The organism is Legionella sp. JM-2024 (genome assembly GCF_055389095.1).
Genome location: NZ_AP039388.1, coordinates 835,556 through 849,933, shown reverse-complemented (window position 1 = coordinate 849,933; position 14,378 = coordinate 835,556). Strand labels below are relative to the sequence as shown.

Here is a 14,378-nt window from a genome sequence, read left to right as displayed (position 1 = left end):
TTACCTCCGATAAAATATCCTTTCAGGATATCCATTCTCCAGCCACCATAGTTTGGTGCGGTAATGGATACGCAAAATAATAACATAGTGCCGCACTATCTTTTACAGACCATAAAATCAAATCAGCCATCTGACCTATCTCAATGCTTCCAACTTCCTTTTCAAGCCCCAAAGCCCTCGACGCCTGGTATGTCACAGCCGATAAGACTTCTGGAATAGACATCGAAAAAAATTGGCAAGCCATGCTCATCATTAATAATAACGACGTTGTTGGTGAAGAACCCGGGTTTGAATCAGTAGCAATCGCCATACCAACACCTGCTTGACGTAACAAATCAATGGGTGGTTTTTGCTTTTCTTTAAGAAAATAGAAAGCGCCTGGTAGTAAAACAGCTACAGTATTGGCTTTCGCCATAGTCAAAGCGCCCTTTTCATCCAAAAACTCCAGGTGATCACAAGATAACGCCCCGTATTGAGCAGCTAATGCGCTGGCGCCCATGTTGGATAACTGTTCTGCATGACATTTTACAGGTAAGCCCAAATCCTTAGCGACTTGAAAAACTTGTTCTGTTTGTTTTAAAGTAAATGCTATGGATTCACAAAAAACATCCACGGCATCGGCCAAGTCCAGTTCTCTAGCAGCAGGCAACATCTCTTTGCAAACAAAATCGATGTAAGCCTGACTATCTCCCTTAAATTCAGGGCCTATCGCATGAGCCCCCAGAAAAGTGGTTTTTATCCTTAATCCGGACATCACTCCTAGTTGCCTCGCAACTCTAAGCATCTTCAATTCGTTTTGCAAATCAAGGCCATAACCTGACTTAATTTCGACGGTAGTTACCCCTTCATTTTTTAGAGCAAGAATTCTTGGCAGGGATTGCTCAATCAATACTTCTTCCGAAGCCTCTCGAGTCATTTGTACCGTTGATAAGATGCCTCCCCCGGATTTAGCAATATCAGTATAACTGACTCCCTCCAATTTTAATCGAAATTCAGCCGCCCTATTACCTGCATAAACCAAATGGGTATGACAATCAATTAATCCCGGTGTAATGAGTTGTCCTCGACAATCTTTCTTGGATTTGGCATTTTCATTAAAGCCAGATGGTAAATCTTGCCCAGGCCCACACCATACAATTCTCCCTTTTCTGATAGCAATAGCCTGGTCAAAAAGTTGTAAGCCAGAGGCATTAATAGTAGTAGCATTTAGCAATAATTTATCACAGGCAAACATTAAAAATCCCAATGAAGAACTTGATGAGGTGGTTTTAACCAAGCAGAATGGTGGGTGGTATCATATATATCCCATTCCTTAGATACATAAGTTTTTTTATCAACATCCAATAACAACCAAATAAAAAATTCAGCCACTGTTTCAGGTGATATCAGACGATTATGTTCTTTTAGGCGTCGATAAAAATTCACCTGCTCCATATCCAGATTAAGTCCCTGTCTTGCTATTGCCTGCATATGAGTATCAATAATCCCTGGCATCACACTGGCAAATGCAATAGACTCCGATTCAATCTGCCAGCATTGGGTCAACATGGCCAATGCGGCTTTGGATACGCAATACGTACCCCAACCTTTGATAGGGAAATACGCCGCACCTGATCCAACATTCAACACCCGCCCCCCTGATAATTTATCATATAGAAGTTGTGGCAAAAAAAGGGCTGGGTCTACATTAGTATTTAACGCCTGATGCCAATTACCAAAAGATATTTCCTTTAATGGAACTGTCGGCTCTAAAGTACCTGCATTATTGATTAAGGCATGAATGTGGGGAATATGGTTCAAACCGGATTTAATTAACTCTCTGCCTTGAAAAGTAGAGACATCAGCACACAAATAACCAATATTTGAAGACAACGAAGCTGTTTCTTGTAATAAATTTTCCCTGCGACCAATAATGAATACTGGTTTATTACGCTTTGCCAATGCAAGCGCAAGAGCTTTTCCTATACCGCTACCACCACCAGTAATAAGATACACAATTCCCTCATCCACTAGAAAGCAATAGGCGCAATCATATCAGACATTGAACCTCTTGCATAACCTGTGGGCTTTGTTTTAAAGCAAAAAATGAAGTAATCACTTGAGAATTTGTTATTTCTCCCGGAAACTGAGCTTTACCAAGATATTTCAAAATGCGATATTTTAAGGCATATACTTTTTACTTCCATGGTTTTGGAAAAAACAAGAAATAGTCAGCTCTATTGAGAGTTTCTTCCAAAACCATGGGTGGAAAAAATATCTATATAGTCACATTTTGTGAGTTTCTTAGTAATTTACCTTAGGACTTACGCAAAATTCCAAGATCGATGTAAAAAATGTTTTCATGAGGGAGCTTGGATAAACTAAATGACTGAATTAAAAACATTTTTTAACAAAAAGATTGGGGTTTTGTGTAAGTACTGTACCTAAAAGGAGAATTGGATGTTTGAAGACTTAAGCAACTATCAACCGGCCAACCCTTCACTTTGGCAAGGCCGAGAAGATACCATTAATCAAGAACGTTTTTTTCAAAAAATTTCTTTTATTGAAAATAAAAATGAACTCATTACAAACGACAAGAAAACAATATTTATTGGATTTGCCAGTGATACAGGCATCAAACGCAACTTAGGCAGAACAGGAGCAAAACTAGGACCTGATCAAATTAAAACTCAACTAGCTAAACTACCATGTCCTAATAATAAGATTTATGTCGATATTGGTAATATTGTTTGCCAAAATGATGATTTGGAATTAGCACAATCTGATTTGGCAAAAATAATCCATTTTTGTCATCAAAATGGCCATCAAACCTTTGCCTTTGGTGGTGGTCATGAAATAGCATGGGGACACTATCAGGGATTATCTACACTATACCCTAAATTAGGGGTTATCAATTTTGATGCTCATTTTGATTTACGCCCACATAAAAAAGGTGAACCAGGTACATCAGGAACCCCTTTCTCTCAAATTGCTGCTTATTGTAGAGAAAACAAAATGCCCTTTCATTATTGTTGTATTGGAATACAAAAATTTGGCAACACCCCATCTCTTTTTGAAAGAGCCAGGGAATTAAATATTAGTTATCTATCCGCTGAGGATCTTTATGAACAAAGTCAAGCCTGGCAAATGGCTTTTCTTGATGATTTTATCCTCAATCTTGATCATATCTATTTAACGATATGCCTTGACGTTCTTGCCGAATGCTATGCACCAGGCGTTAGTGCCCCACAGGCACTAGGTCTTTCCCCCTGGCAAATATTACCTCTGTTGAAATACCTCATACAAAGTGGCAAAGTAGTAAGTTTAGATATGGCAGAACTTTCACCGCCACTCGATCCGGAACAAAAAACTGCTAGACTAGCGGCGCTTATTATCGCAGAATTGTTAGATACTAATTGAGGAGTACATTTCATGAAGAAGACTATGCTGTGGGGTGCTTTATTTACTCTAATCACTACTCAAGCGAATTCTGAAGCAACTCAGCAGGCGACATCAACACAAAATCCAGGTTCTACCAGCACAAATGTAGTTTCTGAATCTACTAACCAAGTCCCTGCCACCAATCAAAACATACAAAATTCACAGCAAAACCAGGTTAAACAGCCAGTACAGACAACAGGACAACAACCGACACAAACCATTCAAAACAATCAACAAAATCAACCGACACCAACCATTCAAAACAATCAGCAAAATCAACCGACACAAACCATTCAAAACAATCAGCAAAATCAGCCGACACAAGCCATTCAAAACAATCAGCAAAATCAGCCGACACAAACCATTCAAAACAATCAGCAAAATCAGCCGACACAAGCCATTCAAAACAATCAGCAAAATCAGCCGACACAATCACAAGCACCAACTCAACAAGCGGCACCAGTTATAGATTGTAATTACAAAATTTCGGCTGAAACAAAAACAATCGATCAATCTCTAATATTAACCTGGTCAGAGAAAGCAACAACTCAGGCCTTTGATTTTGAACCAACTACTATTGATGTCCAATTGCAAAAATTGCAAGCCTGTTTTACCGATCAAGGATGGCAAAGTTTTAATTCCGCCTTGCAGAAATCAGGCAATCTTGATGCAATTAAATCTCAAAAGCTACATGTCAGCAGCCAACTCGATGGTCAACCACAAATTACGGAAGCATTAGAAAATCAATGGAAAATAACCTTGCCATTACAAGTTGTCTATCAAAACGACAAGGAAAAAGTAACTCAGTTACTCAATGTTAACATAACAGTAGGACGAAAAATCTCAGGTGATTTAGGAATCAATCAAATGATTGCTACGCCCCGCTCAGCTACGACTTTACAACAAACCAATACCTCTACGAATACCACAACTCCAACAACCACAACCCCATCCAATCCACAAGATGGAGCACAGGTTGACACAACAACTACCACTACCCAGAGCAATACTGGAACGCCAACTGATACGACAACCACTCCCAACCCCAGTGGTGGGGCAACTACTAATACCCCAAATCAAACTCAATAGCTAATACAGTGCTTTCTATAGTCAGAACGCTATCAAAATAATAGGAAAATCATGCGAGTGATACGTACAGGAGTATTGTGCCTTTTGGCCTTTAATGCACAAGCAAACGTGATACAATATTTTGCTGGAATCAGTTATAACAACCCTGCTGATTTATTTAAGGTAAAAAATGCCCTCTTGCTTGTTGGTGGTACAGGTTCTTATGCCGACTTACAATTTAAGGGAAGCGCTTTAAATTTTAACACTTTTCAATACGAATCAGGTATTAGTCACTCGCGCACTTATACTGTGTTACCGTATGGACGTGTTGCCAAGCGACTTAATGATAAAACTGTAGTTGCAATTGATCTTACCGAGCCTTTTAATTCCAATCTGGATTGGGGGACAAACACTTTTACAAGATATGCCGCAACCCAAAATTATCTGACCGATGTGGATGTAAGCCCTAAAATATCTTATTCCATTAACAAAAAACTACAGGTTGGTGGTGGTTTAAACTTCAATGAATTACTAAAAAATGAAGTGAATTGGGCTTTTCCTACCGGTCAATTGACTTATGCCAATTTAATTAATCGATCCTCAAGTTTTGGTGTAGGGTATAATTTAGGGGCAAACTATGTAATTAATGATACCAACTTCCTTGGTCTTACTTACTATTCAAAAATCCGACAAAAAACTACTGGAATCAGTTACCTGGGTCTAGCTGCTAACCCTGATTTTCGATTTAGTTTTACTATGCCAGCAACAACAGTGCTAAGTTATGTTCATATTTTTAATCCAAAATGGCTAATTAATTTACAGATTTTTCAAAGTGAATGGAACGCAAACCAAAAAGTAAGACTTTTTAATACTGCTGCTCCACCTCCATTTACTAACTTTTCCTTTGATATGAACTTTGATCCATCCTATGCCTATCTTGTTGCAATACGTAAACAAGTTTCTGATAAATTAGGTATTACACTGGCAGGAATGATTGACGATGGTCCCGAAGAAGATGGCCTTAGAACTATTGTCTTTCCTTCTGATACTCAATATTTTCTGGGTTTGGTCGGTGATTACCGCTTTACAGAGCATGCATCCTTAGAGCTCATATTAGGACGTGTATATTCTCATCCCAGTATTCAAAATAAAGTGAAGGTCAACAACGTACCTGTTCCTTTTACTACAGGTCAAGTAACAATCAATGCTAATGTTTTGGATCTTAAAGTTAAGATTGAAGGTTGATATCTCAATTTTTGGTGAAATAATGGGATTTAAAGCTCTCTAGCCCGATATCATTAACTTTATATCAGGATTTAATATTAGATTTCTTAGGAAATTCGCTCCAGTGTGTGAAGTGAACTGGAGTGTACTCGCCAAGTACATAAGGATTCGAGCACCGTATCGACGAAGCAATTCGTCACCGCAATAGAGTTTCCAAGAGGTCAATTCTTTTGCGGAGCTCAAAGGAACCAGATCTACGTTTGTTATGTCACGATATAGATTGTACTTAGTCGCATATTATTATTTCTGGACAGTCCTTTTTTTAAACAACCAATAATAAGCAAATGATCCTGCTACCATACCAATTACAAAATACATTGGATCCGAATTAAAAGTAGTCAAAGCAGTGATAGACGGGCCTGGACAATACCCTGCAACACCCCAACCAATTCCAAAAATGATACTTCCTAATATTAATTTTTTTTCAATGTTTTTTTTCTCAGGTAAATAAAATTGATTGCAGAATACTGGCTTGTCAAACTTCCTTACCAGTTGATATCCACAAAAAGTAACAATAACTGCCACTGCCATTACAATCAGTAAGCTTGGATCCCAATATCCTGTAATATCAAGAAAATTTAATATTTTATTAGGATTAATCATATTTGAAATGGTCAAACCAGCTCCAAACAACAAGCCACATAAAAAAGACATGATGTTATACATTAATATACCCCTCCAACATGTCTTATCAGATACACAGTAATCATTGCCGATAAGATAAAAAGTAGTGTCGCTATGAAAGAACGCATAGAAAGTCTGGCTAACCCGCAAACCCCATGCCCTGAGGTACAACCTTGACCCATACGAGTTCCAAAACCCACCAGAAATCCGCCAATTAATAATAGGAATGCTGGATAATGTGCTCTTAAGGGAAACTGAATTACGGGGATCACATAATATATAAACCCGGCTATTGCCAAACCGAATAGAAAAGCAATACGCCACGTTGAAATCGGTTTCTCAGGAGGGCAAAGGCCATGTATCATTCCACTGATACCTGTAACTCGACCATTCAGCCATAAAAAAAGGACAGCACTTAGGCCAATTAGCAATCCCCCGATGGCGCTTCGATAAGGAGTAAAAGAAGTCACATAGTCCATATTTAAATTCCATTTCTATTCACAATTTCATACAACTGAATTGAGACACTTTACAAATTAAAGTGTCTCTCAGGTTGCAGTTTGCCCTGAAACTACGATGGCCTGAATCTCACTCAATGTTTTTCTAACGAAGACATGGTTTTCACGCCATTTTGATCAGGGTAAGCTAATACTATTACCTTGGTCCCTACCCGCATGAATTCTTCATTTAACCATTTGGCTGCACTGGGGAACACTCTTACACAACCATGACTGGATGGATGTTCAGGCACTTCATAAGCGGCATGGATAGTAAATCCTCTATAAAAATACATACAATAAGGCATTTTTGCCCCACCTTTAGTATCCACAGGGTATTCACCAGAACGGCAATCTATACCGCGCTTGTTATAAAGTCGAAATGTACCTGTGATCGTTCTGCAAGACTGATTAGGGTTCTCTTCACAAACATCTATACCGCCAGAGCCAGCACCAGTCATTACCCGATTACCTTCCTCGTCATAAGCAGCCCATGAAGATGCCTTTGGATCAAAAACAAATAATCTTTCCCCTGGGGCTTTAATCTGCATCGGGAAATAATTACGTCCTCTTTTATCCCTTAAATAGTGAACTGTTCTATGCACATAACCGGCATCATCCGTAATTAAAGTTGATTCATCAAACTCAACGCACGAAGTCAATCCAAGGCAAAGTATCAAACCAGCCCAAAAAAATTTTTTCATTTAGATTTTATCTCCACAATAATAAGCATGGTACTTTTAGGGTCTGTTGACAACTCTACTATCTTTGCCAAAATGGTGTGATTTTATGCGCTCCGATACTCACATACTTCGTGTATGCTGCATTTCGGAGCGCATAAAATCACACCATTTTGGCTCAATCTGGCGAATTGTCAACAGACCCTATATTAATCACTTAACTTTCTATATTTAATCCGTGATGGTCGGCTTGCTTCATCGCCCAAGCGACGTTTTCTGTCCGCTTCGTATTCACTATAATTACCCTCGAAAAAGGTTATTTGTGAATCGCCTTCAAAAGCCATTAAATGGGTACAAACTCTATCTAAAAACCATCTATCATGAGAAATCACTATAGCACAACCAGGAAAATTAAGAATCGCCTCTTCCAGTGCTCTTAGTGTCTCAACATCCAAGTCATTACTTGGTTCGTCAAGTAACAAAACATTTCCACCACTTTTTAATAATTTTGCCAAGTGAACCCGGTTACGCTCTCCTCCAGAAAGTTGCGACATTTTCTTTTGTTGATCAGACCCTTTAAAATTAAAACGCCCAACATAAGCACGGGAAGGCATTTGGAAATTACCTACTTGCATGATGTCATGACCATCTGAAATTTCTTGCCAGACTGAGTTGTTGGGGTTTAGATCATCTCTCATCTGATCAACATAGGCCAACTTTACAGTTTCTCCAATACGAACAACTCCCTTATCAGGTTCCTCTTGGCCAGTTAACATTTTTAAAAAGGTTGACTTGCCTGCCCCATTTGGACCAATAATTCCTAAAATACCACCCTTGGGAAGTTTGAAATCAAAATTATCTATCAAAATTCTATCACCAAAGGATTTACATATTTTTTCACCTTCCAGAACTAAATCTCCTAAACGCTCACCTGGCGGGATATAAATCTCATTCGTTTCATTTCGCTTTTGAAATTCTTTGGAATTCATTTCTTCAAATCGAGCTATTCTGGCTTTATTTTTAGCATGGCGCCCTTTTGGCGAAGTTCTAACCCACTCCAATTCTGCTTTAATAGCACGCTGCAGGGCATCTTCCTGTTTCTTCTCCATAATTAACCGTGCTTCTTTTTGCTCAAGCCAGGAACTATAATTGCCTTTATAAGGAATACCTTCACCTCGGTCTAATTCTAAAATCCATTCAGCAGCATTATCGAGGAAGTATCTATCATGTGTAATAGCCACTACGGTACCAGGGAAACCCTCGAGATAATGTTCTAGCCAAGCCACACTTTCCGCATCCAAATGGTTAGTAGGCTCATCAAGGAGTAACATATCCGGGTTTGACAGTAAAAGCCGACAAAGAGCTACACGCCTACGCTCACCGCCTGATAATTTTCCTATTACGGCATCCCAGTCTGGCAACCTTAATGCATTGCTGGCCACATCAAGTTTTCTCTCTAAATCCCAACCACCGCAGGCTTCTATTTCGTTTTGTAATTCCCCTTGTTCTATCAACAAGGTATTCATCTCGTCATCACTCATCGGTTCAGCAAAGCGCATGCTGATAGCATCAAAGCGAGACAATTTATCTTTAATTTCTGCCACACCTTCTTCAACGACTTCTCGGACAGTTTTATCTAAATCAAGTTCAGGTTCTTGAGCAAGATAACCAATTTTAATTCCTGGTTGAGGCCGCGCCTCTCCTTCATATTGTGTATCAACACCCGCCATAATCCGCAATAAAGTTGATTTTCCAGAACCATTTAATCCTAATACACCAATTTTTGCCCCGGGGAAAAAACTTAATGAAATATCTTTTAAAATAAATCGTTGATTCTCAACAATCTTGCTCACTCGATTCATAGTGAAAATATACTGCGCCATACTCGCTCCAACTCTCTAAAATCAACATAACCAGCACATTCTTCATAATCTCATCCGCTCCCTCATGGTCGCGACTCGGTTTTCACCATTATATCTGAGCCGCAACCGTGAGGGAGCGGATAAACAATAGCACCAAACTATTGATCTACACTATACAGATGGCCAACCGTTACATACTAACCACATTACCAGTTCAGAATCACCTTTCCTGACTGACCAGATGCCATAATTTGAAACGCGTGCTGATACTCATCTACCGGGAAATTATGGGTAACGACTGGAGAAATATTTAAACCACTTTGTAACATTGCAATCATCTTATACCAGGTTTCAAACATTTCACGACCATAAATACCTTTAATAACCAGCCCCTTAAAAATAACCTGATTCCAATCTATAGGGGTTTCTTGTGGTGGAATACCTAATAAAGCAACATGGCCGCCATGGTTCATGGCTTTCATCATGTCATTTAACGCGACAGGATTGCCAGACATTTCAAGACCAACATCAAATCCTTCTATCATACCTAATTCATTGGCAACATCACTTAATTTTTGATATTTGACATTAACGGCTCTGGTAACACCCATTTTTCTTGCCAATTCTAATCGATGGTCATTAATATCAGTAATAACCACATGACGCGCCCCAATGTGCCTCACTATCGCTGCAGCCATTATTCCTATAGGACCTGCCCCGGTAATCAAAACATCTTCTCCTACCACATCAAATGCCAAAGCACAATGAGTAGCATTCCCAAAAGGATCGAGAATAGCAGCTTGTTCCCCTGTAATATTTTCAGGAAGTGCAATAACATTAGTAGCCGGAAGCACCAAGTATTCGGCGAAACATCCTGGTCGATTTACTCCAACTCCTAGAGTATTACGGCATAAATGACGCTTGCCAGCTCGGCAATTTCGACAAAAACCACAGGTAATATGACCTTCACCAGAAACTCGTTGTCCAATTTTCAGGCCTTGTACTTCTTTTCCAATCTCTACTATCTCTCCATAAAATTCGTGGCCTACTGTCATAGGAACTGGAATGGTTGCCTGTGCCCATTCATCCCAAGAATAAATGTGAATATCTGTACCACAAATTGCAGTCTTTTTGATTTTAATCAAAACATCATTTACTCCATACTCAGGAACAGGAACATCCTGCATCCAAATCCCAGGTTCTTTTTTAGCTTTAACCAATGATTTCATGTAATACCCCAGATTAATTAGGTAATACCGTCATTCCACAGCTTCGTCTTTTTTGCGCAAAATTAAGAAAAATCGCCTCTTGCTCATTTATTTGGTATATAAATCCCTCTTTTCGAGTCAATTTTTCTCAATTTTGCCCTAAAAAATACTATGCTGCAAAATGTCGGGTAATGTGTTTTTAGATTACAGAAAATTCCTTACCAACTGTTTCAAATGCTTTTAAGGCTTTATCCAAATGATGCAATTCAAGTGCGGCAGACATTTGGGTACGAATCCGTGCCAACCCTTTTGGTACCACGGGATAGGAAAATCCTACAACATACACACCCAGCTCTAATAAACGATTAGCAATTCGCCCAGCCAAACTGGCATCTCCCAACATCACAGGAATTATAGGGTGTTCACCTGGTATTAACTCAAAACCTAATTGAGTCATACCTTCACGAAAATAATGGCTATTACGCTTTAATTTTTCAGCAAGAGAATTACTTTTAGACAATTTATCCAGCACGGCACAAGAGGTATGGGCAATGACAGGAGCTAATGTATTAGAAAATAAATAAGGTCTGGAACGTTGGCGTAACCAATCAATCACCACTTGATTTGAAGAGGTATATCCTCCTGATGCACCTCCTAATGCTTTACCAAGTGTGCCCGTTATAATATCGATTCTATCGCTGACTCCAAAATGTTCTGGAGTTCCTCTTCCTGTTTTACCCATGAATCCAACAGCATGTGAGTCATCGACCATGACCATTGCATCATATTTATCAGCCAGTTCACAAATGGCAGGTAAGTTAGCCAAAATACCGTCCATTGAAAAGACACCGTCTGTTGCAATTAAACGGAATCTCGCATTTTTTGCTGCGATTAATTGTTCTTCCAAAGCCTTCATATCATTATTGGCGTATCGATACCTCGCCGCTTTACATAGCCTTACTCCATCGATAATACTGGCATGGTTCAGAGCATCGCTGATAATGGCATCTTCTTCAGTGAGTAAAGTTTCAAATAATCCTGTATTGGCATCAAAACAGGAAGAATATAATATAGTATCTTCTTTGCTTAAAAATTGACTTATTTTTTGTTCCAATTGTTTATGAGGAGTTTGCGTTCCACAAATAAAACGGACAGAAGCCATACCGTATCCATATTTAGCTAAGGCTGTTCGCCCTTCAGCAATTAATTCAGGATCATTAGCCAAACCCAAGTAGTTATTCGCGCAAAGATTAATAACTTCTTTGTCATTGACTTTGACATCAGCTTGCTGCTGGCTGGAAATAACGCGCTCTGATTTGTATAAACCTTCTGCCTTGAGTGTTTCAAGTTCATTCTGCAAATAATTAGTGAATCGCTCAAGCACTATACTCTCCTATAGATCTGGATAAAGTTATAAATAATACCAAATTTTAAACATTCTCACCATGAGATATTATTAGGACTTACGAAAAACGACAATGTCATGGGATATAATGTTTTCAATGAGGGAGATAAGAGGTACTAAATGACCGAATTGAAAACATTATATAACGAAGAGACCGGGGTTTTGCTTAAATCCTGATGATCAAGAAAATTTCACTTTCCGACATTAATGCTTAGCACATCCATTGAATTCTTGCTAAAATTGCCCCAAAGTTTTAACCTATCAAATGATTATTAAGACGGTAGAGCAAATGAACCATAGTGCACGCATAAATATGATCAAACAACAGTTACGAACTGGCGATGTATTAAACGAATCCATTCTAGACTTATATGAAGAGATCCCGCGACATGAGTTTGTTCCTGAACCCTTCGCACATTTTGCCTATTCTGATATGCAAATTCCTTTAGCACATGGCCAGAGAATGTTAACGCCATTGGAAGAAGGAACAATATTACAAGCTCTGGAGCTTAAGGGTAATGAAACAGTATTAGAAGTTGGCACAGGCACTGGTTTTATGACAGCCCTGCTTAGTAAATTATGTAAAAAGGTAATTAGTATAGATTATTTTTCCGAATTCACTACTAATGCAAAAAATAAGCTGCAAGCGCATAATCGTAACAATGTCGAATTAATCACCGGAGACGCCTGTCGTGGGTGGTTGGAAAATGCCCCATACGATGTTATCGTATTCACCGGCGCATTGGAAAAACTGACAGATACTCATAAACTACAAATTTTACCTGGCGGGAAACTATTTGCTATCTTGGGTAAATCCCCTGTCATGAAAGCTTATCTTTTTCACCTGGATCATAATGCAGTCTGGACAGAATCCATGCTTTTTGAAACTGATATACCTCCTTTAGTAGATCAGCTAAAGCCAAAAGAATTTGTTTTCTAGGATAAACTCGAATGAGAAAGTCTCTGCTTTGTTGTATGTTAACTTTAGGTCTTTCGTCGCATGTATTTGCCACGGATCTAATGGATATCTATCAACAGGCCCTTGAAAATGATACAACCTTTAAAGGAGCATATGATACTTATATGTCCAGCACAGAAGCAATTCCTCAAGCTCGTGCTGCGCTTTATCCCCAAGTAGGTCTTGGCGCACAAGCTGGCCGAAATTATCAGGATGCCGTTGCTGGTGCTTTCAGCGCCAATCAATACTATGGAAGTCATATGTGGCAAGTCAATGCTTCTCAGGCTATCTTTAATTATCAAGCCTGGGCTAAAGTATCCCAAGCCAAAGCTTCTGTTAAAGCAGCTCAAGCTACTTTTAATGATGCAGCACAGAATTTAATTTTAAGAACAGCCAAAGCGTATTTTGACGTATTATTCGCTAAAGATACTTTAGACTTTTCAGAAGCAAAAAAACGCGCCAACAAAAGGCAATATGATCAAGCAACTCAACGATTTCAAGTTGGTCTGGATGCCATTACTTCTGTCTATGAAGCCAAGGCAGCATATGATCAATCCATAGCTACTGTTATCGCCGCCCGCAATAATCAGATTAATCAGAACGAAAATTTGCGAAAATTAACGAATCACGTATATGAATCACTATCCCCCCTCAAAGACAGTCAAATCCCCCTTGTTAAACCTGAACCAAATGACGTGGATCAATGGATAGATATTGGACTTAAACAGAACTATAAATTATACGCAGCGAAATATAACCTTGAGGTAGCTAAAGACAATGTAAAAGCTCTCTCCGCAGGCAACTGGCCAGTTTTTTCGATACAAAGCAATGCTACGCAAGTGCACAATAACGCATCAGGCAATAATGTTTTTATTCCATCTAAACAAACGCAGGCTAACATTGCAATCGCAATGAATTTCCCGGTTTTTCAAGGGGGCTTAGTTCAAGCTCAGACTCGCCAAGCTCAATATAACTTTCAATCTACCAGTGAAAAACTTGAGGAAACCTATCGAGATGTCGTTGTGAACAGTCGCATTTCCTTCAATACAATCATCGATGGAATCAGTAAGGTCAAAGCAGACAGGCAAACAGTTATCTCAGTGCAAAACTCCTTACAAAGCACAGAAGCACAATTTGAAGTAGGTACCCGTACCATGGTGGATGTTGTCAATGCCCAGCAACGATTGTTTGAGGCACAGGAGCAGTTAGCCCGTGATCAATATGATTTGATTAATTCCATACTCACGTTAAAATACCTGGCAGGTACTTTAAACGTTAATGATCTAGAACAGATTAACTCATGGTTAGCAACTACACGTGTTAATGGATTTTCACCTGTCGATAACAAGGCCTCCAAATAACAAATTTAGGT

At 39.1% G+C, this 14,378-nt stretch carries 13 protein-coding genes; 5 read left to right on the top strand and 8 right to left on the bottom strand.

Annotation, left to right across the window (positions count from 1 at the left end):
• Positions 1-22: 22 nt before the first annotated feature.
• Both hutI and ACZ5EK_RS03715 read right to left on the bottom strand, forming a co-directional pair.
• Positions 23-1,234 (bottom strand): imidazolonepropionase, encoded by a 1,212-nt coding sequence (hutI, locus tag ACZ5EK_RS03720; RefSeq protein WP_464431463.1) that lies wholly within the window; start codon positions 1,232-1,234, stop codon positions 23-25.
• Positions 1,234-1,995 carry an SDR family NAD(P)-dependent oxidoreductase gene (locus ACZ5EK_RS03715; RefSeq protein ID WP_464431462.1) on the bottom strand — a complete coding sequence of 254 codons (762 nt, stop codon included), beginning with the start codon at positions 1,993-1,995 and terminating at the stop codon, positions 1,234-1,236. The genes hutI and ACZ5EK_RS03715 overlap by 1 nt, the downstream gene beginning before the upstream one ends.
• 444 nt (positions 1,996-2,439) lie before the next feature.
• Here ACZ5EK_RS03715 and hutG point away from each other — a divergent pair, with 444 nt between their 5' ends.
• From hutG to ACZ5EK_RS03700, 3 genes are read left to right on the top strand one after another with little or no spacing between them, the layout of a single operon-like run.
• The gene (hutG, locus tag ACZ5EK_RS03710; RefSeq protein ID WP_464431461.1) at positions 2,440-3,399 is read left to right on the top strand and encodes a formimidoylglutamase; all 960 of its coding nucleotides are present in this window, start codon (positions 2,440-2,442) and stop codon (positions 3,397-3,399) included.
• 12 nt (positions 3,400-3,411) lie between these two features.
• On the top strand, positions 3,412-4,509 hold the full coding sequence (locus tag ACZ5EK_RS03705) for a DotI/IcmL family type IV secretion protein (RefSeq protein ID WP_464431460.1): 1,098 nt from the start codon (positions 3,412-3,414) through the stop codon (positions 4,507-4,509).
• Between the two features lie 51 nt (positions 4,510-4,560).
• Positions 4,561-5,733, top strand: a complete 1,173-nt coding sequence (locus tag ACZ5EK_RS03700) for an OmpP1/FadL family transporter (protein WP_464431459.1) — start codon at positions 4,561-4,563, stop codon at positions 5,731-5,733.
• Positions 5,734-6,012: 279 nt separating this feature from the next.
• On the opposite strand, the gene ACZ5EK_RS03695 is transcribed toward ACZ5EK_RS03700, so the two are convergent.
• The 6 genes from ACZ5EK_RS03695 to ACZ5EK_RS03670 all read right to left on the bottom strand — a co-directional run bounded on the left by ACZ5EK_RS03695 (position 6,013) and on the right by ACZ5EK_RS03670 (position 12,027).
• Positions 6,013-6,438 carry a DUF6691 family protein gene (locus ACZ5EK_RS03695; protein WP_464431458.1) on the bottom strand — a complete coding sequence of 142 codons (426 nt, stop codon included), beginning with the start codon at positions 6,436-6,438 and terminating at the stop codon, positions 6,013-6,015.
• A complete protein-coding gene (locus tag ACZ5EK_RS03690) occupies positions 6,438-6,875 on the bottom strand; it encodes a YeeE/YedE family protein (protein WP_464431457.1) in 438 nt (145 codons plus the stop codon). The genes ACZ5EK_RS03695 and ACZ5EK_RS03690 overlap by 1 nt, the downstream gene beginning before the upstream one ends.
• Before the next feature lie 113 nt (positions 6,876-6,988).
• Complete coding sequence (locus tag ACZ5EK_RS03685; protein WP_464426597.1) at positions 6,989-7,597, bottom strand: L,D-transpeptidase; 609 nt, start codon at positions 7,595-7,597, stop codon at positions 6,989-6,991.
• Positions 7,598-7,782: 185 nt separating this feature from the next.
• A complete protein-coding gene (gene ettA / locus ACZ5EK_RS03680) occupies positions 7,783-9,456 on the bottom strand; it encodes an energy-dependent translational throttle protein EttA (RefSeq protein WP_464431456.1) in 1,674 nt (557 codons plus the stop codon).
• Positions 9,457-9,641: 185 nt separating this feature from the next.
• Positions 9,642-10,664, bottom strand: a complete 1,023-nt coding sequence (tdh, locus tag ACZ5EK_RS03675; protein ID WP_464431455.1) for an L-threonine 3-dehydrogenase — start codon at positions 10,662-10,664, stop codon at positions 9,642-9,644.
• Positions 10,665-10,842: 178 nt separating this feature from the next.
• Positions 10,843-12,027 (bottom strand): glycine C-acetyltransferase, encoded by a 1,185-nt coding sequence (locus ACZ5EK_RS03670; protein ID WP_464431454.1) that lies wholly within the window; start codon positions 12,025-12,027, stop codon positions 10,843-10,845.
• A 310-nt stretch (positions 12,028-12,337) separates the two neighbouring features.
• Between ACZ5EK_RS03670 and ACZ5EK_RS03665 the strand changes: the two genes are divergently transcribed.
• On the top strand, positions 12,338-12,988 hold the full coding sequence (locus ACZ5EK_RS03665; RefSeq protein ID WP_464431453.1) for a protein-L-isoaspartate O-methyltransferase family protein: 651 nt from the start codon (positions 12,338-12,340) through the stop codon (positions 12,986-12,988).
• A gap of 11 nt (positions 12,989-12,999) precedes the next feature.
• On the top strand, positions 13,000-14,367 hold the full coding sequence (locus tag ACZ5EK_RS03660; protein WP_464431452.1) for a TolC family outer membrane protein: 1,368 nt from the start codon (positions 13,000-13,002) through the stop codon (positions 14,365-14,367).
• The last annotated feature ends 11 nt before the right edge of the window (positions 14,368-14,378 follow it).